Annotated in this window: 26 protein-coding genes, 2 pseudogenes and 1 other annotated feature; of the genes and pseudogenes, 16 read left to right on the top strand and 12 right to left on the bottom strand. The window is 61.7% G+C overall.

From position 1 onward, the window contains the following. The 4 genes from AC1DUP_RS23270 (at nt 1) to AC1DUP_RS23255 (ending at nt 2,746) form a co-directional block, all read left to right on the top strand. Nucleotides 1-1,227, top strand: a complete 1,227-nt coding sequence (locus AC1DUP_RS23270; RefSeq protein ID WP_477834751.1) for an HlyD family secretion protein — start codon at nt 1-3, stop codon at nt 1,225-1,227. A 60-nt stretch (nt 1,228-1,287) separates the two neighbouring features. Further along, on the top strand, nt 1,288-1,512 hold the full coding sequence (locus AC1DUP_RS23265) for a hypothetical protein (protein ID WP_477834749.1): 225 nt from the start codon (nt 1,288-1,290) through the stop codon (nt 1,510-1,512). Between the two features lie 59 nt (nt 1,513-1,571). Further along, a complete protein-coding gene (locus AC1DUP_RS23260) occupies nt 1,572-2,300 on the top strand; it encodes a nucleotidyl transferase AbiEii/AbiGii toxin family protein (protein ID WP_477834747.1) in 729 nt (242 codons plus the stop codon). Nucleotides 2,301-2,431: 131 nt separating this feature from the next. After that, complete coding sequence (locus tag AC1DUP_RS23255; protein WP_477834745.1) at nt 2,432-2,746, top strand: hypothetical protein; 315 nt, start codon at nt 2,432-2,434, stop codon at nt 2,744-2,746. On the opposite strand, the gene AC1DUP_RS23250 is transcribed toward AC1DUP_RS23255, so the two are convergent. Further along, nucleotides 2,707-3,636 carry a LysR family transcriptional regulator gene (locus tag AC1DUP_RS23250; protein ID WP_477834743.1) on the bottom strand — a complete coding sequence of 310 codons (930 nt, stop codon included), beginning with the start codon at nt 3,634-3,636 and terminating at the stop codon, nt 2,707-2,709. The two genes, AC1DUP_RS23255 and AC1DUP_RS23250, sit on opposite strands and share 40 nt — an antisense overlap. A 116-nt stretch (nt 3,637-3,752) precedes the next feature. Between AC1DUP_RS23250 and AC1DUP_RS23245 the strand changes: the two genes are divergently transcribed. Together AC1DUP_RS23245 and AC1DUP_RS23240 are read left to right on the top strand one after the other, a co-directional pair. After that, nucleotides 3,753-4,352 (top strand): NAD(P)-binding domain-containing protein, encoded by a 600-nt coding sequence (locus tag AC1DUP_RS23245; RefSeq protein WP_113297073.1) that lies wholly within the window; start codon nt 3,753-3,755, stop codon nt 4,350-4,352. 12 nt (nt 4,353-4,364) lie between these two features. Continuing rightward, nucleotides 4,365-4,748 (top strand): limonene-1,2-epoxide hydrolase family protein, encoded by a 384-nt coding sequence (locus AC1DUP_RS23240; protein WP_477834741.1) that lies wholly within the window; start codon nt 4,365-4,367, stop codon nt 4,746-4,748. Between the two features lie 347 nt (nt 4,749-5,095). Here the strand turns inward: AC1DUP_RS23240 and AC1DUP_RS23235 are convergent. After that, nucleotides 5,096-5,718, bottom strand: a pseudogene (locus AC1DUP_RS23235) (LysE family translocator). 220 nt (nt 5,719-5,938) lie between these two features. Here AC1DUP_RS23235 and AC1DUP_RS23230 point away from each other — a divergent pair. The 7 genes from AC1DUP_RS23230 to AC1DUP_RS23200 all read left to right on the top strand — a co-directional run bounded on the left by AC1DUP_RS23230 (nt 5,939) and on the right by AC1DUP_RS23200 (nt 10,486). Next, nucleotides 5,939-6,238 (top strand): hypothetical protein, encoded by a 300-nt coding sequence (locus AC1DUP_RS23230; protein ID WP_113297076.1) that lies wholly within the window; start codon nt 5,939-5,941, stop codon nt 6,236-6,238. Between the two features lie 79 nt (nt 6,239-6,317). Further along, nucleotides 6,318-6,461, top strand: coding sequence for a hypothetical protein (locus tag AC1DUP_RS23225; protein WP_477834739.1), 144 nt, complete (start codon nt 6,318-6,320; stop codon nt 6,459-6,461). 62 nt (nt 6,462-6,523) lie between these two features. Further along, complete coding sequence (locus AC1DUP_RS23220; RefSeq protein WP_162748596.1) at nt 6,524-6,700, top strand: hypothetical protein; 177 nt, start codon at nt 6,524-6,526, stop codon at nt 6,698-6,700. A gap of 83 nt (nt 6,701-6,783) precedes the next feature. Next, nucleotides 6,784-7,029, top strand: a complete 246-nt coding sequence (locus AC1DUP_RS23215; protein WP_113297077.1) for a hypothetical protein — start codon at nt 6,784-6,786, stop codon at nt 7,027-7,029. 102 nt (nt 7,030-7,131) lie between these two features. Beyond that, nucleotides 7,132-8,031 (top strand): transglutaminase-like domain-containing protein, encoded by a 900-nt coding sequence (locus AC1DUP_RS23210; protein ID WP_113507793.1) that lies wholly within the window; start codon nt 7,132-7,134, stop codon nt 8,029-8,031. Nucleotides 8,032-8,097: 66 nt separating this feature from the next. Continuing rightward, on the top strand, nt 8,098-8,907 hold the full coding sequence (locus AC1DUP_RS23205; RefSeq protein WP_113297079.1) for a transglutaminase-like domain-containing protein: 810 nt from the start codon (nt 8,098-8,100) through the stop codon (nt 8,905-8,907). 175 nt (nt 8,908-9,082) lie between these two features. Next, the gene (locus AC1DUP_RS23200; protein WP_477834736.1) at nt 9,083-10,486 is read left to right on the top strand and encodes an ATP-binding protein; all 1,404 of its coding nucleotides are present in this window, start codon (nt 9,083-9,085) and stop codon (nt 10,484-10,486) included. Between the two features lie 35 nt (nt 10,487-10,521). On the opposite strand, the gene AC1DUP_RS23195 is transcribed toward AC1DUP_RS23200, so the two are convergent. The 5 genes from AC1DUP_RS23195 to AC1DUP_RS23175 form a co-directional block, all read right to left on the bottom strand. After that, nucleotides 10,522-11,172 carry an HD domain-containing protein gene (locus AC1DUP_RS23195; RefSeq protein ID WP_477834734.1) on the bottom strand — a complete coding sequence of 217 codons (651 nt, stop codon included), beginning with the start codon at nt 11,170-11,172 and terminating at the stop codon, nt 10,522-10,524. A gap of 139 nt (nt 11,173-11,311) precedes the next feature. Next, the gene (locus AC1DUP_RS23190; RefSeq protein ID WP_113507795.1) at nt 11,312-11,506 is read right to left on the bottom strand and encodes a type II toxin-antitoxin system HicA family toxin; all 195 of its coding nucleotides are present in this window, start codon (nt 11,504-11,506) and stop codon (nt 11,312-11,314) included. A 4-nt stretch (nt 11,507-11,510) separates the two neighbouring features. Further along, on the bottom strand, nt 11,511-11,753 hold the full coding sequence (locus AC1DUP_RS23185; RefSeq protein WP_113507796.1) for a DUF1902 domain-containing protein: 243 nt from the start codon (nt 11,751-11,753) through the stop codon (nt 11,511-11,513). Between the two features lie 123 nt (nt 11,754-11,876). Next, complete coding sequence (locus tag AC1DUP_RS23180) at nt 11,877-14,774, bottom strand: PAS domain-containing protein (RefSeq protein ID WP_477834731.1); 2,898 nt, start codon at nt 14,772-14,774, stop codon at nt 11,877-11,879. Nucleotides 14,775-14,984: 210 nt separating this feature from the next. Further along, nucleotides 14,985-15,617: a CatB-related O-acetyltransferase gene (locus AC1DUP_RS23175; protein WP_113297083.1), complete on the bottom strand. Its 633-nt coding sequence runs from the start codon at nt 15,615-15,617 to the stop codon at nt 14,985-14,987. 167 nt (nt 15,618-15,784) lie between these two features. On the opposite strand from AC1DUP_RS23175, the gene AC1DUP_RS23170 reads away from it, so the two are divergent. After that, a complete protein-coding gene (locus tag AC1DUP_RS23170; RefSeq protein ID WP_477834729.1) occupies nt 15,785-16,123 on the top strand; it encodes a YciI family protein in 339 nt (112 codons plus the stop codon). A gap of 39 nt (nt 16,124-16,162) precedes the next feature. Here AC1DUP_RS23170 and AC1DUP_RS23165 read toward each other — a convergent pair. Next, nucleotides 16,163-16,946: pseudogene (locus AC1DUP_RS23165) on the bottom strand (ATP-grasp domain-containing protein). A 233-nt stretch (nt 16,947-17,179) separates the two neighbouring features. Between AC1DUP_RS23165 and AC1DUP_RS23160 the strand changes: the two are divergent. Continuing rightward, nucleotides 17,180-17,710 (top strand): DUF1269 domain-containing protein, encoded by a 531-nt coding sequence (locus tag AC1DUP_RS23160; RefSeq protein WP_113310981.1) that lies wholly within the window; start codon nt 17,180-17,182, stop codon nt 17,708-17,710. A gap of 156 nt (nt 17,711-17,866) precedes the next feature. Here the strand turns inward: AC1DUP_RS23160 and AC1DUP_RS23155 are convergent, their stop codons facing one another. Then, a complete protein-coding gene (locus AC1DUP_RS23155; protein WP_477834727.1) occupies nt 17,867-19,354 on the bottom strand; it encodes a SulP family inorganic anion transporter in 1,488 nt (495 codons plus the stop codon). A 58-nt stretch (nt 19,355-19,412) separates the two neighbouring features. On the opposite strand from AC1DUP_RS23155, the gene AC1DUP_RS23150 reads away from it, so the two are divergent. Then, nucleotides 19,413-19,688: a hypothetical protein gene (locus tag AC1DUP_RS23150; protein WP_477834725.1), complete on the top strand. Its 276-nt coding sequence runs from the start codon at nt 19,413-19,415 to the stop codon at nt 19,686-19,688. After that, nucleotides 19,424-19,479 (bottom strand) — a sequence feature (sul1 is cis-regulatory element that is thought to sense ions involved in sulfur or methionine metabolism; They are found in Alphaproteobacteria). Its footprint overlaps the gene before it by 56 nt. 51 nt (nt 19,689-19,739) lie before the next feature. On the opposite strand, the gene AC1DUP_RS23145 is transcribed toward AC1DUP_RS23150, so the two are convergent. From AC1DUP_RS23145 to AC1DUP_RS23135, 3 genes are all read right to left on the bottom strand, one after another. After that, nucleotides 19,740-21,518, bottom strand: coding sequence for a PAS domain-containing protein (locus AC1DUP_RS23145; RefSeq protein WP_477834723.1), 1,779 nt, complete (start codon nt 21,516-21,518; stop codon nt 19,740-19,742). A 184-nt stretch (nt 21,519-21,702) separates the two neighbouring features. Next, nucleotides 21,703-21,834 (bottom strand): hypothetical protein, encoded by a 132-nt coding sequence (locus AC1DUP_RS23140; protein WP_477834721.1) that lies wholly within the window; start codon nt 21,832-21,834, stop codon nt 21,703-21,705. Nucleotides 21,835-21,840: 6 nt separating this feature from the next. Then, nucleotides 21,841-22,455 carry a helix-turn-helix domain-containing protein gene (locus tag AC1DUP_RS23135; protein ID WP_477834719.1) on the bottom strand — a complete coding sequence of 205 codons (615 nt, stop codon included), beginning with the start codon at nt 22,453-22,455 and terminating at the stop codon, nt 21,841-21,843. Nucleotides 22,456-22,495: the final 40 nt, after the last annotated feature.

Raw genomic sequence — 22,495 nt, 5'->3', positions numbered from 1 at the left:
ATGCTTGAACTGATGCTGTGCTCGATGCTGACCATCCTCCCGGATTATCTCTACCGCCGCTATGTGCAGGACAAGCGCATAGGCCGCGAGATCACCCTCTACAGCATGTGGTACGAACTGCGCTGGGGCATTTCCGCCTGTCTGCTGCTCACCATCTCGCTGATCACCATGATCTTCTATTTCCACCCCTCGACGAAGAGCGTCACCGCCGTCTTCCGCACCGTCACCATCCTGCCGGAATCCATGGGCCGGGTCGATGAGGTCTATGTCGRCGTAAACCAGAAGGTCGCGGCTGGCGCACCGCTCTTCCGCCTTGACGATTCCGCCCAGAAGGCCGCCCTTGATGTGGCGCACAAGCAGATTGCCGAAGTCGAGGCTCAGACCAGGGTGGCCGAGAGCGAGCTTGCCAGCGCCGACGGCATGATCCGGCAGGCTGAAGGCGCCCTGCAGGTCTCGATCGACGAGTTGCAGATGAAGACCCAGCTTCTGAAGAACGATGCGGTTGCCCGCCGCGAGGTGGACCGGCTGACCAATACCGTGGAAAGCCAGCGGGGCATGGTCAGTGCCGCCTATGCCAACAAGGAAACGCTGCAGACCAAGCTCAACGTGCTCCTGCCGGCGCAGAAGGCCAGTGCCGGCGCAGCACTCAACCAGGCCCAGGTGGAACTGGACAAGACGGTCGTCAAGGCCGGCATCAACGGCACCGTCCAGCAGTTTACGCTGCGCAAGGGCGATGTGCTGAACACCATGCTGCGCCCGGCGGGCATCCTCGTGCCCGAAGAAGCCGGCCGCGGCACGCTGGTTGCCGGCTTCGGGCAGATCGAGGCGCAGGTCATGAGGCCCGGCATGGTGGCCGAAGCCACTTGCGTTGGCAAACCCTTCGCCATCATCCCGCTCGTCGTCACCGAGGTGCAGGATGTGATCGCCGCCGGCCAGCTGCGCCCCACCGACCAGCTCGTCGATGTCACGCAACTGTCAAGCCCCGGCACGCTGACCGTTTTCCTGCAGCCCCTCTTCCCCGGCGGCCTCGACGGCGTGCCGCCCGGCGGCAGCTGCATCGCCAACGCCTATACCAACAACCACGAAGCGCTCGCCGACCCCAATATCGGCACCTTCAAATCGATCGGCCTGCATGTCATCGATACGGTCGGCGTGGTGCACGCCATGATCCTGCGCATGCAGGCCATGTTGCTGCCGGTCCAGACGCTGGTGCTGACGGGGCACTGAGAGAGGCAACGGGCCGGCCGTGCGTCACAGATTGATAACGAGGCGCTGCCGTTCTATCTCATGCGCATGATGCATTTTGGAAACCAGATCGTTCCTGCCGAATTCCCCGAGCTGAACATGCTCGCGTGGAACCGGAATCCTGCGCGCCCCATTGCCGCCGACGAAGCCTTTGCCCTGTATGAGCGGAATTGGCGTTTCGTCGATCGTGAGAACTTGACGGCTCATGAAAGGCTTCTGATCAGGGAACTCACCGAAGAGTATGGTCAGGGCCTCATGCTGGTTTAACAGATTTACCGATGCTCCCTGGCCTTTTATCGTGACGATCGGCGCATCGGGAGACTTGAGTGCATTTCATCCGACCTGAACATGAGATAATCGCCGAAATGCTTGCAAGCATGGACAGCGGCTTCCTGCTTGACTGCGAATGCTGGTTCGGCGGCGAAACCGCGATTGTCCTCAAACTCGGCGAATACAGGAAATCGCTCGATCTGGACTTCCTCTGCGCGAGCCGCGAGGGATACAGAAAGCTCAGGGAAGGCTTCTTCGACCGTGGCATCCGCGCCGTGTTTCCCGAGCCTGTCCAGATGCTGCGCGACGTGCGGGCAGATGCATACGGCATCAGAATGATTGTGGGACTTCACGAACAGCCCATCAGGGTCGAGATCGTCAACGAGCCGCGCATCGAACTGGCCGGCGCATATGACCCAGTTCTGAAAGTGCCGACGCTGCTGCCTGAGTCGATGTTTGCTGAAAAGCTCCTTGCCAATGCCGATCGTTGCCGGGACAGAGTTGTGGCCTATCGTGACGCCATCGATCTCGGGCGCCTCGTTGAGACCTACGAAGCCATTCCCGAAGCTGCGGTGAAAGCAGCCGAAGGAGCTTACGGTAAGGATATCGCGAGATTCATGGCGTGGGCACTGAACCGACTCCGCGATAGAAACGAAATCCGATATGCGGCCGAAGCTCTTGATATGGATTTCGACGGCGCTGCCGGCGCGGTGACCGCTCTTCGACGCGCGGCGCTCCACATCTGGCCCGACAAGGGCATCGAGGAAGATGGGCCTGATCCATAATTGATAGGCCGGCCAACAGCACTGCAGGCCAAGTGCGCGGTGTCACCGGACTGTGACCGCTATTAGCCTTGCGAAGCGCTCTCCAACCCGCCACCTATGCAGCAGAACTTGCCTCACTCCACAGGCTTCCGATGCACCCCGCAGCCGACAACTTCACGCGCGCCCTTGCCCTTATCCCAGAGGGATACAGCGAAGGTAGCTTCGAAGCCGGCCGCTGGGGCGCCACCGTCAAGCGCTCGCCGGATGGCAAGCGCATCTGGCTCTATGCCGAAGATCTCGGCGGCAGCGATATCGTCAGCTTCAACCTCTACCTGCTGGAGGCAAGCGGCAGCACCCTGAAACCCTGCGAGATGTCGTCCGCCAAGGTGGTCGCCTTCGTTCTCGGCTACCGGCCGGACAAGCAGGGTCACCCCAGGCTGCCCGCGAAACGCTCCGCCAGCCGCTGACGCTGAAAGCCCTCGATGACAAAATCGACGAACACCCGCGTTTTGAGCGGCAGCAGCGTCCTGTTGGCGTAATAGATGGAGATCGGGCCGATATCGACATACCAGGAGGGCACCAGGCGGATCAGCTCGCCGCTGTCGAGATGGGCAAGCGCATCGGGCTTGGAGAGCAGCGTGACGCCCAGCCCGAGAAGGGCGGCCTTCCGCATGGCGCCGGGATCGTTGACGACGATCCCCGGCGTGAGATCGACAGGCTGCACCTCTCCCGCTGCGTTACGCATTTGCCGTTGCGGAATGCGCCCGGTATTGATCGATTTCATGACGATGCCGTCGAGCCCCGCAAGCCCGGCCGGATCGGACGGCAGCACGCGGCCATTGATATACGCAGGTGACGCCACCGCCACGAGATGGGCCGGCGCCAGCACCCGCGCCACCACGCCCGAAGCAAGCTCGAAGCCGCCTCCAACAGCCGCGTCATAACCTTCGCCGACCAAATCCACCTGCCGGTTCTCGAACATCCATTCCGGCCGCACCAGCGGGTAACGCTTCATGAAGTCGGGCAGCATGGGCAGCACATATTCTATGCCGAAGGCCGGGCTGAGGCTGACTTTCAGGATGCCGGCCGGCTCTGCCTGCTCGTTGGAGATTTCGGCTATCGCCCCCTGGAGCCCCTCGAGATGGTCGCGCATGGCGATGAGAAAGCGCTCGCCTGCCTCCGTCAGCGTCAGGCTGCGCGTACTGCGATGAAAGAGCCGGAGCTTCAGATTGGCTTCGAGTGCCGCGACATTGCGGCTGACCGCCGCCGGCGTCAGGCCGAGACGCCGCGCCGCCGCCGAAAAGCCGCCGAGTTCAGCGCTGCGCACGAAGGATTCCAGGTTAGCCAGGCTTTCCATCAACCACGACCTTCAAGAGACACTTGAAACTGATACCATCCATTTCGGCCTAATCAAAGAGGAATGGCAGCGCGATATTGGCTCTATCGAAACGACATTCAGAAAGGAAACTTGCCATGTCCATCGGTATCATCGGCGCCGGCAATATCGGCTCCGCCTTCGCCCGCGCTCTCGCCCGTAACGGTATCTCCGCCACCATCGCCAACAGCCGCGGCCCGGAAACGCTTGCCGAGCTCACCGCAGAACTCGCCCCGCACATCATGGCCGGAACGATCGAAGAGGCTGCCGGCGCCGATATCGTCCTCATCGCCGTGCCCTGGTCGAAGCTGCCGGCGGCACTGTCCGGCCTGCCGGATTGGGCCGGCCGCATCGTCATCGATGCCAACAACGCAATCGAGGCACCCCTCTTCAAGCCGGCCGAACTCGGCGGCCGCCTGTCGAGCGAAATCGTCGCCGGCCTCGTGCCCGGCGCCCGTCTCGTCAAGGCCTTCAATCATCTGCTGGCCAACCTCGTCTCGGCCGACCCCAAGGCCGAAGGCGGCAACCGCGTGCTGTTCTACTCGGGCGATGATCAGCAAGCGAAGGCGGAAGTTGGCGCGCTCATCACCCGCCTCGGCTTTGCGGGCATCGATCTCGGCCCGCTCGCGACAGGCGGCAGCCTCACCCAGTTCCCCGGCGGCCCGCTGCCGGCGATCAACTTCGTCAAGTTCGGTTGAGGGTGGAGCACCATGTCACCTCTCGAAACGGCGCAGACCTTCTTCGCCCACTGGAGCGCCAACCGCATCGACGAAGCCCTCGCCATGCTGAGCGATGATGTGCTCTACGACAACGTGCCCCTGCCTGATATCGTCGGTCGCGAAAACGTCCGGAAGTTCCAGGCCGATTTCGGCATCGGCACCGGCTTCAAGGTGGATTGGAAAATTATCGAGATCGCTGTCTCGGGCGATGTCGTGTTGAATGAGCGCATCGATATCTTCACTCATGAAAGTGGCGGCACGATCACCCTGCCGGTCATGGGCACGCTGACGGTGGAAAACGGCAGGATCACCGTCTGGCGCGACTATTTCGATCTCGCAAGCTTCGAACGGCAACTGGTGACGATCAAGCCATAGCGGCTGCAACCACCTGCACCTTACGCGGCGCCGGCAATATCGGCGCCGCCTTTGTCAACAGCCGTATAGCCCTTAGACAAAGGTAACCACGAAGCGGGATACGGACAGATTTAGTAGATGACCCTCAGGCCGGCTAGACCGGGCTCGTGTTCAGTCGCAACCCTGTAATAAGTGCCACCGTTCCGGCAATACACGTGAATGAACGCAGCTGGCGCATGGAAACCATAGCACTCGCTTGCGGATTAACCTCTGGCGCGACTATTTCGACCTCGCGAGCTTCGAGTGGCAGCTAGCAGCGAAAGCGATAGCAACTCAAACCCCGGACATATCAGTGGCCGGGGCGCCGCTCACTGCTGCTGGAATGCCAGCCGCACGCCAAGCGCCATATAGATCGAGCCGATCACCTTCCCCTGCCAGCGGCCAATACTCCGGTTCCTGCTGAGCCAGCCGCGCACCGAGCCGGCGCCGAAGGCCAAGGCAGATGTCACGCTGATGCTGAGCGCCACGAAGATGATGCCGAGCAGCGCGAATTGCCCGATCACCGATCCGCTCTCGGGATGGATGAACTGCGGCAGAAAGGCGAGGAAGAACAGCGCCGTCTTGGGGTTCAGGGTTTCGGTGAATATCCCCTGCCGGAAAGCCTTGCCGGGGCTGATCTCCGGGGCCGCCGCCATATCGAGATTGAAGGACTTTTCGATGAAGGCCCGGTATCCGAGATAGATGAGATAGGCCACGCCGATATATTTGACCACTTCAAAGGCGAGTGCCGAAGTCGCAAGCAAAGCCGAAAGGCCGAAGGTCGCCATGGTCGAATGGATGAGATCGCCCGCCCCAATGCCAAGCCCCGTTGCGATGCCTGCCCGCCGGCCGCCGCTGACCGATCGGGCGAGAACCAACAGTGTCGCCGGCCGGGAATCACCATCAGCCCGAGCACGACAAGAATGTAGGTCGTCAAAACAGCGATACTCATCTTCGATTCCGCGCTTGAAATATCCGCCCTTAAATTAACGGCTTCGGCCGTCGGCGCAATATTCGAAAAGTTTACACCGCGACTGCTGCCGAGCTCCTGCTTTCCGCGAGAAACGCCTTGCGCCGGACACCGAATAAGCGCAGGATTCCAATCGCTGGCAGCCACTTCAAGGGCGCTGCCGGTTCGGGCGTTAGCCTGGCCCCAACGAAAGGAGGACGTGATGTCTTCCGACTTTTATCCGTCAAGCCTGTCGCGCAATCTCATCCGAACCGGTGCCTTCGGCTACCGCGAGAATGTGGCGCTCGGCATTCTCAATCGTGCCGAAGATGCCGCCGCCAGGCAGCGGGACCAGCGTTTCGAAGCCATCGGAAATTTCGTGGCTTTTCCCGATTTCAGCCGTGGGCCGCAGGCCGGCCGCGGAACAAACGCGCGCCGCATCCATTCTCTGGGGCAGTTGCATGTTTCCACATTGGCAGCCTCTCTGGACAAGCGCTCCGGCATCGGACCCCTGCCCCTTTGATGCCGCAACGGCCACGCCGGCCAGCCGGCGGCAGCCGCAATACCTGATATACCCCGCATCACCACACCAGGAGGAAACCATGGCCAAAGGCCAAGTCCGCAGCAACCGCGAAACCCGCAAGCCGAAGAAGGACCGTAGCGCTTCGGCGGCTACACCTGCCCCGGCGCCCGGCACGCAGGTCAAGATGGCAAGCAGCAACACGGGCAGCGACAAGAAGAAATAACGCCGAGCCCTCCGGTGTGACGGCCCTGCGGCCGTCCCGCCCAAGTTCCAGAGGATAACAATATGACCACCGACAAGCGCGCAGCGGAAAATCTCTTTCGCGCGCCGCAGCCCGAAAAAGCCTCCGATGCCGAAAAGCTTCAGGATGTTCGCAAACGGCTGCTCTTGAAACAACGCGAAACCAGGCAGGATGAACGCCGCCAGCGCCAGATAACGCGGGCGACGCTTCCCGTCGTTTGATCCTGAACCCGCCGGCCCCGAAGAGCTGGAAGACTCCGAAATCGGGATGGCTCGGCATATCAGGAGCGAGCAAGGACCATAAAGTGGCAGAATTCAATTATCAGACAGAAGCCGGGCTTTACACCGGCAAGACATTGCGCAGCACCCGTGGCCCCCGCTACAAGCGGTTTGAAACCGCCGCGGAAGCGGTGCGTTTTGCCATGGAAGATATGCCCGGCTCGCAATTGCGCGGCTGCGTGCTGGAAGTGAATGAAGCCCGCTTCGACGAAAGGCAGATCCGCATGCTCTACGATGCGCCTGCCTATCCGCTCTCGCGCAGAGAGAAGTGACGGAGACGTGACGGCGCCGCGGTCATTTCCCGCGGTCATTTCTCCCTGCGGTCATGTCCCCACGGTTATTCCAGCGCCGCGCCATGAAAACAGGGAGGCAGGATGACGATTTTCTCCGTCCGCCACATCACATCCTATCATTACAAAAGGCCGGTGCATTTCGGCCAGCACCGGCTGATGTTCCGCCCCCGCGACAGTTTCGACCAGACGCTTCTGAACTGCAGCCTCGATGTCTTTCCCAAGCCGGATTCCGTCCGCTGGATCCACGATGTCTTCGGCAACTGCATCGCGCTGGTCGAGATATCGGCGGCCTCCGCCGAACTGCGCTTCGAAACGGTCATCCGCCTCGACCATACGGTGCAGGTTCCCCTCGATCTGGAGATCGATACGCAGGCGTTGCGCTTTCCCTTTGCCTATGATGACGACGAGGCGATCGATCTCGAACGGACCATCGTCAGGCACTATCCCGACGCCGATGACGAGGTGGGCAAATGGGCACGACAATTCGTGCCCTTGAGCCATCGGGCCCGCACCGGCCATATCCTGATGACGCTCTGCTACGCCATCCATGAGAGCTTCAACTATAACAGGCGCTCCGAACACGGCACGCAGCCGCCCCGCGATACGCTGCGGCTGCGCAGCGGCACCTGCCGCGATTTCGCGCTCTTGATGATGGAGGCGACCCGCTCGCTCGGCTTTGCCGCCCGCTTCGTCACCGGCTACGTCTATGTGCCGGATCGCGACGGCTCCGTGACAAGAGGCGGCGGCGCGACCCATGCCTGGTGCCAGGTCTACCTGCCGGGTGCCGGCTGGGTGGAGTTCGATCCCACCAATGGCATCGTCGGAAGCCGCGACCTGATCCGCGTCGGTGTCGCACGCGACCCGCGCCAGGCCGTGCCGCTCTCGGGAAGTTACGACGGCGGATCGCGCGATTTCGACAGCATGAAGGTGCAGGTCAACGTCACCACGGAACGGGAATTCGATGCCGCAGGCGGCGGGTGACGGAACGCCTGGCCCGCTCACGCATTCGCCTGCAGGACCACCGCTGTTTCAAAGGACCACCGCCCCATGAAGATACGCGCAGGCTTTCACATCGGCTATGAATGCGAACACGAAACGCCCATGCTGCTGGTCCTCAACCTCCACCCGTCCCGACGCGTGGATCTGCTGACAGAACAGGCGCTCACTTTCGATCAGCCGATCGAAGCCTGGTCCTATACGGACGGCTTCGGCAATGCCTGCAGCCGCATTACAGCGCCGCCGGGCCTCACGACCATTTCCACCGAATTCGAAATCTATGACAGCGGCCTGCCCGATCCTGTGCCCGATGGCGCCATGCAGCACGATATCAACGATCTTCCCGATGACGTGCTCGTCTACCTGCTCGGCAGCCGCTATTGCGATACCGATCGTCTGGCCGATTTCGCCTGGAAGACGTTCTTCAAAACACCGCTCGGCTGGCCGCGCGTCCAGGCGATCCTCGATTTTACCCACAAGCGCATCGCCTTCGACTATCTGAAGGCCGACCCGCTGCGCACCGCCTTCGGCGGCTTTACCGACCGCACGGGCGTGTGCCGCGACTTCGCCCATCTCGCCATCACGCTCTGCCGCTGCATGAACATTCCGGCGCGCTACTGCACCGGCTATCTCGGCGATATCGGCGTGCCCAAGGATCCGAACCCGATGGATTTCAGCGCCTGGTTCGAGGTTTATCTCAGCGGCCGCTGGTACACGGTCGACGCCCGCCACAATACCCCGCGCATCGGCCGCATCCTGATCGCCACCGGCCGCGACGCCACCGACGTCGCCATGTCGACGGCTTTCGGCCCCGCTGTTCTGAAGCGCTTCGAAGTGATCACGGACGAGATGCCGGTTTGAGACCTGGGAAAGCGGGGAAATTCCACCGTGCGGACCCTCCCCCGCCATAAGACGCAACGATCAGGCCTTGCGTCGCTTTAATGGCGTCCCCTTGCAATTTCCATTACCCACGATAAGGTAATCAAAATTAAGGTAATCGTGATTAAGGTAATCGTAATTACAGTAGGTGGATTGAATGGAGTTTCTAGGTCGCGAGCGCGAACTTCAGTTGGTGAGAAGCGAGCTGGATTCCTCAAGACCATCCCTCGTCATCTTGTTTGGTCGACGCCGCATCGGGAAGTCGAGATTCCTGCGTGAAATCGCCAAAGGCCGTCACGAAATCTACTTTCAGGCGACACGCGTCTCATCGCTTCTTAACCTGGAGCAATTCAAAGCCGAAGTCGGAAAAACGATTGGTTTCAAGCCACAACTCAACGCGCTGTCCGGTTGGGAGGGCGTCCTCCACTATGTGGCGGAGCGTGCAGCAGAACACCCGGGCCTGATCGTCACGATCGATGAGTTTCCATACCTTCTCGATGACGAGCCCGCGCTACCTTCCATTCTTCAAAAATTCTGGGACTCTGATGCGCTCAGCCAAGGAGCCATGAAGCTGATCCTCTGCGGTTCCGCCATCTCTCAAATGGAAGAATTGTTGGCCGAGCGGAATCCTCTTTACGGGCGCAAGACCTTGTCGCTGGACATGAAGCCGCTGCCTTTGAGTGACGTTGCCAGATTTTTCCCGGAATACGGGGCTGAAGACATCATCAAGGCTTATGCGATTTTCGGCGGCATTCCCTACTATCTCCAGCTCTGCAACCCGAACGCGCCCCTTAGGAGCAACGTCGTCAATTTGCTGCTGACCGAGACGGGCACGCTGATTGACGAACCGAACACGCTGTTACAAACCGAGCTTAGGGAACCGAGCTTTTACTCCAGCATCCTGGCGGCCGTTGCCGATGGCTGTAACAGCAAATCGGAGATTGCAAATCGACTGGGCGCCAAAGCAGACAGCATCGGACCCTATATGGCAAAATTGCTGGTCCTTGATCTCATCAGCAATGCCAAGTCGTTGGATGCCGATGAGAAAGTCCGAAACCGGCGCTATCGCGTTGCAGACAGCCTGATTTCCTTCTGGCATCGCTTCGTGCGCCCGAACCTGACTGCGATCAGCAGCGGTTTTGGCGCAGACGTTTATGACCGTGTCGTGGAGCCTCGGTTTTCAGAATACATGGGCATCGAATTCGAAGCGATCGCGCTGGAATATGCCAGGCTCCACATTCAGGAAATACTCGGAGTCCCTGCCCAGGAAGTCGGTCAGATCTGGGGCCATTCCGATTTTGACATCGATGTCGCCGGCAGATTGCTGGACGGTGCATTCTTCTATGGGGAGTGCAAATGGAGGTCGAGCGCGATCGACCTTGGCCATGTAAGGCTGTTACGCGAGCGATCCGAAAAGACATCTTACGGAAAAGGTGCCGCCGACAAGCATTTCCTGTTCTTCAGCAGAACGGGTTTTCCGAGCGATCTCACCGAGTTGGAAAAAGACGAAAAGCAACTTCATCTACTCACCCCCGAAACCCTGGTGAGACCGCGCGGGTAGCTCCAGGTTCGCCCCGCAGCGTCTTGCAATAGTCCTCACTCGTCAAAAGGTGCCTGCGCAACGAGATCGACCGACGACATAGGAACCGCATAACCGGGCACGAGACGTTCGCCGAAATCGCGGACGAAATTGTCATAGGTCGTTTCAGGCCGCGTCCTGGCGATGTGGCAGAAACAGCCGGTCATCTTCTTCTTCATGCCGAGCCGGGGAAATTCCGCGACGATCGCCCCCATCTCGGCCGCCGGAATGAGGCTGTACTGGAAGCCGACGACATCGAGGCAGATGCCGGTCGTGCAAAGCGCGATCTCCGCCTCCTTGTAGAGACCGATCGATGGCGTCGAGTTGAGCGCAACCGCATCCCAGATCATCTGGGCGCGGCGCCGGTCAAGCCCGGCATCCACGGCAAAGCCGCGGGCGAGATCGGCGGCCTCCACCTCGAACCGGCGGGGCCCCGCAAACCGCTCGTTGAGGGTGATGTCATGCAGCAGCGTGCCGAGTGCCACGACTTCGCCGTCATGCTCGATCCCCTGCAACTGCGCCGTCCGCACCGCAAACAGCCAGGATCGCATCACGTGATTGAAAAGATAGGGCTCGCAGGCCGACCGCGCATAGTCCACCGCCCGATCGATGACGGGTGTATCGGAGACGGAAATGCCGGCAACGATCCGTGTCTCTGTCGTGCTCATGATGCCAAAGCCTTCTTCTGATGCTGGAAGCAATCAGAGGAATAGGCCTGATCGAAATGCCTCGCCATCGAACGAAGGTTTGCCCATGGCATCAGGCGGCCCACCCCTTCGGTCGACGCACATCTCGAAATCGCAGTGTTCAAAACGCCTTTGGAAGGCCCGCCTGCTTCAGTGTCTCATTGGCAGTATGGCGGGATTTGACGCCATGATCGACCGTGAAATGGCGATTTGAAATCGGACTGAACCAAATTTCATGGTCACCCTTTCCCGGCCGAATATATTTGCAGCCGGCTTTCAACAGCAACTCTTTAAGTTCCTTGAGATAGCCGGCCATCCGGTTAGTAGGTGGGATTGGGGATACGAACGAGCTGCTCGGCCATGATATGAACAGGGATTTCCGGCAGGTCCGACGTAAATCCGTTCAGCTCGAAAAGATCCGTTATTGCAGCGATAACCTTGGGCTCGAGAGCTTCCAAGGTGCTGGCCTCGACGGCCAGCCCGTCAATGTCATTGCTGCTGGCCACCCAGACGGCGGCCTCTTCATCCCAATCCGCGCGCACAATGATCGATACGTGCTTCATACGATGAGTTCTCCAAAGGGGACACGATTGTCCTAAACGTTCACACACCACCGTTGTAGTTTGCTCACGTGTCATAGTGCACATATGTAGCGGAAAAAAAGTGAATTTTTAGTAGAGCCATTTTTACGGCCGCGCCTCGTCCGGCAGAGCGAAGATGAACCTCGTCCCGCGCGGCTCGTTCCCTTCCGCCCAGAGTTGCCCGCCATGCGCCTCGACGATCGAGCGGCAGATCGCAAGCCCCATGCCCATGCCCTGCTCCTTCGTCGTGAAGAACGGCTCGAAGATCTTGTCGGGAAATTCGATGCCGGCACCGCAGTCGCTGACTGCAACCCGTATCATGCCACCCTCCCTGCGAACGCGGACCTGAAGGACCCTGCTGTCGGGAACGGCCTCCATCGCGTCCATGCCGTTGCGCATGAGATTGATGACGACCTGCTGGATCTGCACCCGGTCAAAGGGAACGGGCAGAACAATATCCTTGCCGTCGATATCGATGCGAACGCCGCGCCGCACGGCCTCCTCGGCCAGCAGGTCGCCCGCTTCCGTGATCACCCGGCCGAGTGTGACGCAATCCCGCTTGTCTTCGGCGCGCTTGAACAGGGCCCGCACGCGCGTGACGACATCGCTTGCCGAATGCGCGCTGGCGATGATGCGCTCCAGCGTTTTCTGCGCCCGCTCGATATTCGGCGGCTCCGCCATCAGCCAGCGCCGGCAGGCGTCCGAAGAACTCAAAACGGCCGAGAGCGGCTGGTTCACCTCATGGGCGATGGAGGCAGAGAGTTCCGCAAGGCTGGCCGCCTGGCTGGCGCGCGCCAGGCTTTCTTGTGCTGCAAGCAGCTTCTCCTGCGCCCGCACCTCGCCGTCTATATCGAGGCAGACGACGTTCCATTGCACGATGGCGCCCTCGGCATCGTGCATCGGTGCCGCGCGCGTCTCCACCCAGCGATATTCGCCGTCGAACCTGCGCAGGCGATGCCGGCGGGCATAAGGTTCGCCTGTTGCGAGCGCATGGGTATATTTCTCTTTCACCTGGGCCAGTTCGTCGGGATGCACGCCGGCATCCAGCGTGCCGGAAAGCCGGGATTTTCCCGTCCCGTCGAGTTCGTCGAGATCGTAGCCGAGGAAGTTGCGCAGTCTCTGGCTGCGGAAGATCGGCTCGCCATCCGGCGCGGCGCAATCGATCATCGCCGGCAGGGTTTCCACCAGCTGCCGCAGGAAGCGTTCGCTCTCGCGCAGGGCCTCCTGGGTGGTGACCAGGTCGTGGATATCGGTGCTGACGCCATACCATTGCAGGATGGCGCCTGAGGCGTCGCGCAGCGGTTCCGCACGCGTCTCGGTCCAGCGGTAGCTGCCGTCGGCGCGGGCCTGTCGGTATCGCTGGACATAGGGTTCACCGGTGGCGAAGGAGTGGCGCACCGCCTGGCGCGCCGTCTCCCGGTCATCAGGATGGATGACGCTGAGTGACGGCGAGCCATCCTGCGCAGTGATGTCTTCAAGAGTGGCGCCCGTCACCTCGGTAAAGGGCTTGTTGACATAGGTCGGCCGTCCCTCGGCCGTTGTGGTCCAGATCAGCGCCGGCACGGTATCGACAAGCAATTGCAGCTGCCGCTCGCGTTCGCGAAGTGCAGCCTCCGTGCGCTTGTAGGCGTCGATATCGACAGTCACGCCATACCAACCGGTAATGCGCCCCTCGGTGTCGCGTGTCGGGCGCGCTGCCGCGCGGTGCCACACATAGGCGCCGTTGGCGCGCAGCACCCGGTATTCGAAATTCCAGTGCTCGCCCGTCCTCAACGCGTGGCGCAAGGTCTCGCCGGCCGCCTCGCTGTCGTCGGGATGCACGCCGCGCTGCCAGCCCTGCCGTCCGCCCTCGATGAAGGGCTTGTCGTCGAGAAGCAGGTTCAGGTCTTCGAGCACCATGGCGATCGAGGTCTGCGCCGTCGGCGTTGCATAGGTGAATTGCCCTGACGCGTCCAACGCCCAGGCGCCGCCATAGAGGTTTTCGATGGCGAGTGCGGCGCGCACCGCCTCGCCGGTCTCGCCGAGTTCGCTCGCCGTCGTCCATCGCTCGTCCTGCCGCGCGACAGCCGGATCGACCTCGACGCTGGTGCCATATGTGGGCTCCACCCGGAATTCGACCCAGCGATAGCTGCCATCGGCCTGAAGCTTCCGGTAGCTGCTGACCTGGGGAATGCCGTGGAAGAAAGCCCGCGCCCGCGCCTGCTCCACCGTCGCCCTGTCATGCGGATGAACCTCTGCCATCGACGGCAGCGTATCGGATGCCGTCACACCGGCGGCAGAACCGCCGAGCTCATCAGCCGCAGGTTCGTTGTGCGGAGGCGCGATCTCGACATCGATGACCGTGCCGTACCACCCGGTGATGACGCCGTTGCCGTCGCGCAGCGGCTGTCCCGTGCTGCGTGTCCAGCCGTAGCCGCCCCTCGGGCGCAGCATGCGGCTGTCCATGCTGTAATGCTCGCCCGTCTGCAGGCAGCGTCGCCACAGGGCTGCCGCAACCTCGTAATCGTCGGGATGGATCGCCCGCTTCCATCCGAATTCCTTATTGACGAGCGGTGCATTGAAGTCATCAAGGCCGAGCCCGAGAAAGGCAAGCACGCTGGGCGTCACGTAGAGAAAAGCGCCGGCGGCATCCGTAGCCCAGGCAATACCCGTCAGCCGTTCCACCGATTTGGCTGCCCGCACCGGATCGGCGTCGGGCTTCTCCGGCACGTTGGCTGAAACGACCGGGCCGAGACACAGAGAAAGCGCCAGGAAAGCCACCCATGACAGCGCGGCTTCGCGCATATCGGGATAAAGCGCAGCTGCCAGAAGCGCGCCGACGAGGGCGACCGCCAACGCCGAGTAGAGCAGCCGGACAGCAATGCCGCGCCCATAGAGAAAAGCAGCGACGACGGGACCGAGCAGCCCGAACGGCGACAATGTCAGCCACGAGACGGCAATCCCGATAAGGCAGGCGATGACAGCAAGCCCCAGGCGTCGGTAGGAATCATCCAGCATCAGCATGCGTCCATCCCGCCATCAGGCATGGGCTGAAAACGATTGGCGGGCCGGCCGCTGGCGGCCATCGGCGTCCGGTCGCATGGAGGCATGGTTCGACCTGATCCCATCATGTCAGAAGATTGTTACACCCAGTCCCTGTCGAGGATAGCGCCACTGGCAACAATTGGAAGAGCGCCGGCAGTCGCAGGCATCGCGCCCATGTCGAGGACCGGTTCAGGCCCGCTTGAGGGCCGCGAGATCGCCGCTCTCCAGCGCCGGCAGATTGGCTTCGATCTTGTCGATCGGCCAGTCCCACCAGGCAAGTTCCAGGATCTCGGTGATGATCTCGACAGGATAGCGCATCCGGATGATGCTGGCCGGATTTCCGCCGACGACGGCATAGGGCGGCACATCGCGGGTGACGACCGATGAGGCAGCGACAATCGCGCCGGCGCCGATCCTGACACCCGGCATGATAACGGCGTCATGGCCGATCCAGACGTCATTCTCGACCACCGTATCCTTCACCGGCAGATCCTTGTAGCCGAAGGTTTCCGGCTTGAAGATGCGGAACGGATAGGTGGTGATGCCGCCCATCGGGTGGTTGGCCGAACTGGTGATGAAATAGCTGCCGCGGGCAATCTGCACGAACTTGCCGATGACAAGCCGCTCCCGGCAACCCCGCCCGAGATAGGGCGCGAGGATCTCGGCCGTCTCCTCCAGCTTTCCGTAATGCGTGAAATAGCTGTAATCGCCGATCTCCATGCGCGGATGATCGATGACATTCTTCAGGTACATCGTCGTCTTCGAAACCCTGCCATCGGGATGGGTGACGGGGAAGGCTAGATTTGCATCGAGAAGCGGCATGACAAGACCTTTGCGCAGACGGGATCCGGGAGCAGAATTCCCTATAACCGATCCATCGGCAGGATCCAAAATTTAGCAAGCCGTCGGTCGAATTCCGCCCTCGCCGTTCGACCAGAAAATGAAGGAAGGCCAAGGCGGCCTCACCCTACCCCAGACAGGAGAAGCAAATGCCGCAATATCTGGTCGCCATCCACCTCCCCGACGATTACGATCCCTGCAAGGAAGACGAGGCGCTGCGCCACGATATCGATGTGCTGAACGAAGAAATGGTCGCCGCCGGCATCCGGACTTTCGTCGGCGGCCTGCAGCCGGTCAGCACGGCGATGTCGGTGCGGCGGAAGCCTGACGGCAAGCTGCTCGTCACCGACGGACCGTATATCGAAACCAAGGAGCATATCGGCGGCTTCTGGGTGCTGGAGGCAGCGGATATGGAAGAGGCGCTCGCCTGGGGCCGCAAGGCCGCCATCGCCTGCCGGGCACAGGTGGAGGTGCGCCCGTTTCATTGAGGCCGAACGCGATAGCGCCGCCTCAAAAGCAGCAAGGCATCAGTCTCGCGCGAGACCGTCGATATCAGCCGCAAGCTTCCTAAGATCCGCTGCGTAGAAGCCGGCAGCGTTGATACAGTTCGTCTCGAGGAGCTTCAGGCCCTCCTCCGTGCGGCAGATATCGACCACATAGGCCGGCGCGTAGCCGGGATTGATATCCACCATACGCTGCGCGAACGCCAGCGCGTCCTCATCGATCTCGTGACGGTGGATGACACGCGATCCATCCTTATAGAGCGAATAGGTGACGACCCGCCCTTGCACGACCCAGAGCCGCCATTCGCGCAGGATACGAACAGGTTTTGTCAGCATCAGCAGCGTATCGTGGCGCAACGATCCGCTTGGAATCTCATCTTCATCAAGCACCAGCACCCGTTCCGCCATACGGATGATCTCACCCGCGGTTTTCACATTGCCGGGCTCCTCCTTGCTGTCGTCGACGGGCCGCAGGAACCATTCCGTCCCGTCATCGGCAAGACGCGCGGGCACATCGCGGAGGGTCATGAACAGGGCGTCGGCTCCATTGAGCAGGTAAGGGTGCCACGCCTCTTCCTGCACAAAAGGCCGCAGCTTCAACATGCCTGGCCAGTAAGCCTTGGCCTCCGCGTACCGCCACAGCGAATAGGCGCCGAACATGACCACGGCGCCGGGATCGGCAACGACAGGCTCGGGGATCAGCGCCGACGAAGGGAACGACCTTGTGCCACGTGTAGGAGATGCCGAGCCGGTCGAGCGCTTCGGCCAGCTTTCTGGTATCGTCGAAATCCTGGAGAAGCCACTGCATCCGTTTCAACCCATTGTCGTCGCTTTGTGCCGGAGTAGCCGAGGCATCGCAACTGTGTCTTCGTCAAGGTCAGGCACTTATTCGCGCGCGGGCAGGCATCGCCGTTTCGGAGCATCCCCCTTCATCGCCCTCTCACATCCCGGTGCTAGCCCTAGAAAAGGGCGGCCCGGGCCATGGACGGAACCGCGCGCGCGCCTATCTGCCGCATCTGTAATCCAACAGGAGGGAAAGCCATGTCAGAACTTGTGGTGCTTGGTTTCGATACCGCCGACAAGGCGGATGCCGTGCTCAACCGGCTCGTCCAGCTTGAGAAGGAATATCTCGTCGATCTCGAAGATGCCGTCATCGCCGTGCGCGACGCCGGAGGCAAGGTGCGCCTGAAGCAGAGCGTCAACCTGACGGCTGCGGGCGCAACGAGCGGCGGCCTGTCGGGCGCGATCTGGGGCTCGCTCGTCGGCCTGCTCTTCCTCAATCCGCTGGCCGGCATGGTTCTCGGCGGCGCCTTCGGCGCAGGCTCCGGCGCGCTCGCGGGATCGATGACCGATTACGGCATCGACGACGACCTCATCAAGAAGCTCGCCGACACGATCCCCGTCAACAGCTCCGCCCTCTTCCTGCTGCTGCGCAAGGTCCAGCCGGAAAAGGTACTGGCCGAATTCAAGGGCGAACACGCCACCATCCTGCGCTCCTCGCTCTCGCCGGAGCAGGAAGAGCAGCTGCGCAAGGCGCTCGCGACTGAGCCAGTGGCGACGCCGGCGGCCTGATCGATCGGCTAAAGGAACAGTGCCGGGCGTAAACTCCACGCCCGGCATATCCGGAGAAACCACAGCTTCGCTCCAAGCTCGATAATATCCCGGATGTGATGGGTGTCCGGCGCAAACCGGACACCCATCACATCTGTTTTCAGCTAGCAATCCGCATCAATGCAGCGAGGCGCCGGCCGCCGCCCGCTCATCCTTGTCATGCAGCGCGAAACGGTCGACCATGTCGGCGCTCGCCTTGTTGAAGCCGAGCACCTGCACATCGCTACCCGCCTTGCGGAGCTTGAGGACCACCTTGTCGAGCGCACCGACGGCAGTGATGTCCCAGAGATGCGCGCCGCTGACATCGATGATGACCTTGCTGCCCGCATCGGCAAAGTCGAAAGCGCCGATGAAGCTTTCCGCCGAGGCGAAGAAGACCTGCCCTTCGACGCTATAGGTCACGATGCCGGTCTGACTGTCCTCCCGCCTCGCAACGCTGAAGAGCCGCGCCACCTTGCTGGCAAAGAAGATGCCGGACAAAAGCACGCCCACCACCACGCCCTTGGAAAGATCCTGCGTCGCAAGCACCGTCGCAACCGTCGCCAGCATGACGATGGAGGATGTGCCGGGATGGCGCTTCAGATCGACGATCGATTTCCACGAGAACGTGCCGATCGACACCATGATCATCACGGCAACAAGCGCCGCCACCGGCACGATGCGCAGGATATCGTCGAGCACCAGAAGCAGCACCAGCAGGAAGGCGCCGGCCACGAAGGTCGAGAGACGCCCGCGCCCGCCCGAAGTCACGTTGATGACCGACTGGCCGATCATGGCGCAGCCGCCCATGCCGCCGAACAGCGCCGAGACGATATTGCCGGCACCCTGCCCCATGCATTCCTGGCTCTTGTTGCTCGGCGTATCCGTGAGATCGTCGACGATCTGCGCCGTCAGAAGCGATTCCAGCAGGCCAACGGCGGCAAGCGCCACCGAATAGGGAAAGATGATCCGCAGTGTTTCCCATGTCAGCGGCACGGCGGGCAAGGCAAACGGCGGCAGCGCCGTCGGCATCTCGCCGAGATCGGCCACCGTATGTACATGAATGCCGAAGCCGAGCGCGATGCAGGTCACGACGACGATGGCCACCAGCGGCGAAGGAATGGCTTTGGTCACGTAGGGAAAGAGATAGATCACGCCAAGCGCGATGGCGATCAGCAGATAGGTCACCTCGGGCACGCCGATCAGCTGCGGCAGCTGCGCCACGAAGATCAGGATCGCCAGCGAATTGACGAAGCCGGTCATGACCGAGCGCGACACGAACCGCATCAGCCGCCCGAGCTTCAGGGCGCCGGCGATGATCTGCAGCACGCCCATCAGAATGGTCGCCGCAAACAGATACTGGATGCCGTGATCCCGCACCAGCGGCCCCATCAGCACGGCCGTAGACGCCGTCGCCGCCGAAATCATCGCCGGCCGTCCGCCGCAAAGCGCCGTCACACAGGCAATGGCGACAGAGGCAAAAAGCCCGACCTTGGGATCGACCCCCGCAATGACAGAAAAACCGACGGCCTCCGGTATCAGCGCAAGGGCCACGACGATACCAGAGAGAATATCGGCACGAATGTTGGAGAACCACTCCAGACGGTAGTTTGAAAGAGATCGCATTTGAGAATTTTTCACAGTCGAAGGCAACAACCGGAGGGACCGGTCCTGGGAGGTAAGGTTGCGTTCACGTGTTGTCTGGCGGATCGGCGGCCAGAAGAGCCACCCGGGGTTTCACCGGGTCCTTGTGGATGGGGCGTTGGTAGCGGAGATTGTAGGGGGATGCAATGGTCTCCGCGTCTCCATAGAAGAGCTGGCCGTGCATCTTGGCTACGGCACTGTCATCGTTTGCAATGCAATTGACACAGATCTTGCCGAGGCGCTTTTCGTCAAACAAAGATTTCTAAAACATCTCGAGAAATGGCAGCAAAAGTATTTGTCCGGGCTTACAAAATGACTACTCAGACTTCGGCGGCAGTAGATGGATCATCTCCATTTCCTCAAAGAGTTACCCCCGCACCTTAATCACCTCCCCCACCGGCGCCTCCAGCCTGAACTCAAACCCCGCCGCCTCATACCCCAGCACCGCCGTCCCCTGAAACGACGCCGGCAGCAGCCGTCCAATCATCCGCGTCCCGAACCCCTCGCGCGCCGGCGCGCTGATTTCCGGTCCGCCGCTCTCTCGCCATTCCAGGGTGAATTGCCGCTCGCCGTCAGCCGCCGTCGTCACATCCCAGCTGAGGTCCACCCTGCCGGTCTCATTGCTCAGCGAGCCATATTTCAGGCTGTTGGTCGCAAGCTCGTGCAGCGTCAGCGTCAGCATCAGCGCCTGCTGCGGCGCGAGGTCGAGATCGGGGCCCGATATGCGGATGCGCTCGCTGAAATCGCCGACCGAGATCAGCGCTGCCTGCCCCAGGCTGTGCAGCCTGGCATCGGCCCAGGCGGTTTCCGTCAGGATATCGGTTGCCCGCCCCAGCGAGATCAGCCGGGCGCTATAGGTTTCGGCGGCCTCTGCCAGGTTGTCGGCCTGGCGGAAGGTCTGGTTGGCGATCGATTGCACCAGGCTCAGCACATTCTTCAGCCGGTGGCCGAGCTCGTGATTCAACAACTGCTGCTGCTCGCGAGCCTTCACCCGTCCGCTGATATCGGTCGCCATGCCGAACCATTCGATGATATCGCCATAGCGGTCGAACACCGGAATGGCGCGCGAGAAGGTCCAGCCCACCTCGCCATTCGCCTGCTTCACGCGATGTTCGAGCTCGAAGGGGCGTCGCTCGCGGATGGCGCTGGCTATTGCCATGCGCAGATGCGCCTGATCCTCGGGAAAGACATAATCTTCTATCCAGCGCAGGGTCGGCCCCTCGACATCCGAGAGGAAGCCGCGCCCGTCGAGCTGGTGCATTTCCTGCCAGTCGGCGCTCATGCGGTAGACGACGTCGGAGCTGGCATTGATCAGCGCCCGCGTGCGCTCCTCGCTGTGCCGCAGCGCCTCTTCCGCCCGCCTGCGCGTGGTGATGTTCTGCATGACGGCAAGCAGCTGGCCCGCCTTTCCGCCGAGCCGCGAGACGAACATTTCCAGCACCATGCCCTGCGGTTGCGATTCCCGCTCGAAGCGGAGGGGCTCGCCCGTTGCAAGAACCCGGTCGTAATCGTCGTACCAGTCCTCCACCTCGTCGGGGAAAAATTCGCGGATGGTGCGGCCGCTGAGATCGGCCACGCCGAACATCGCCTGCATCGCCTTGTTCATGGCGATATAGCGATAGTCGCGCCGCCCGTCGGCGCCGACAGGCAGGCGCTCGATGATGCAGGCGCCTTCGTCGATGGAGTTGAACAGCGTCCGGTATTGCGCCTCGCTGTCATGCAGCGCCTCCGCAACCTGCTTCCTGTCCTTGATATCGCGGAAGATGACGGCGACCTGCCGCTTCTCCGGTTCGCCGATGCGGAAGGCGTGGACCTCGTACCAGCGGCCGAGCGCCTCGGCCTGATGCTCGAACCGGGCGGACTCCCCGGTCAGCGCGATCCTGCCGTAGATATCGAACCAGCGCTGCTCATGCCCGGGTGCAAGCGCGCGCATCGTTTGGCCGGTGGCATTGGCCAGCCCCGTCTGCCGCTCGAAGGCCGGGTTGGTCAGCAGGAAACGATAGTCATGGGGCCGGCCCTCGTGATCGAAAAGCACCTCGATCGTGCAGAAACCGTCATCGATGGCATCGAAGAGGATCCTGTAGTGCTGTTCGCTGTCGATATCGTCTTTCCCCGCCCGTCCGGCGCCGTCTGCTTCAATGTCCATCCAATCCACTTCCCGCTCGCAAGGCGCATCTTCCCGCGCGCCCCCTTGCGTAAACCCGTCCGCAAGATGGGCGCAAGCACGATAACCATCCCTTCCGCGACAGAAATTAGCGCTCGGCAGATCATTTCAAGAGAGGGGAAGCGGGGTCCGCTCTAGAGAAAGCTCGCCTGAAAGGACGTCGCCGTCAGCGAAACATGCGCCTCCAGCGGTGGGCCGCCTTGTCATAGGCCCGGCCGGCAAGGTCATCGGCAAGCATCGCGAAATAGTCCGCAATGATCAAAGCGTTCTCTTCGTCTGTCCAGTCTATGCCCGCCATATCGCCCTACGGTATCAGCGCCAGCACCGGCGTCGCCGAGACCAGCACCGCCTCCTCCACCTTTCCCGCCGGCGAAACCACCCTGGCCTCGCCGGTCTTGCGGGCGCGGTCGAGCTTGGCGAGGATCTGCTTGCCGCCGACAAGGCCACAGATCGAAAGCGCGCCGATCGCGCCGGGCTCGATGCCATCGGTCGGTGCGAAGAACAGCACGGCATCGTCCCAGATCGACAGCGCGCCGGAGGAGGCCCGCACCTGGGCGGCGATGATCCGGCGGTTGCGGCCGGCGCCGATCGCGAGCTGGGCCTTGTCGAACACCGCCTGCGGCAAGGGCTGCGGCTCGGAAAGCGGGCGCAGCTCGCCATCCTCGCCGATGGTGGCAGAGAGCAGGATCTTCGGCCCTTCGCTGTCCTGCGCAATTCCCGCATGGCGCATGACCTCGGTCACGGTTACGCCGAGAAAGGACCCGATCTCGGCCGCCTCCTCCATGGTCATCTTGCGCTTGCCGGAGAAGGTGCGGGAAACAGCGGAGGCATCCTTGCCGAGATGGCGGGCGAGCGCGCGCAGCGACTGCCCCCTATCCTCCAGCTGGTTGTGAAACCAGGCGCCATCGATCTCGGCCATCCGCGTCCCCATGCACATATGCATCGTTGCTGATTTGTTG

The organism is Rhizobium sp. 01L419 (assembly GCF_056400025.1).
This window is presented reverse-complemented; position numbering and strand designations above follow the sequence as displayed.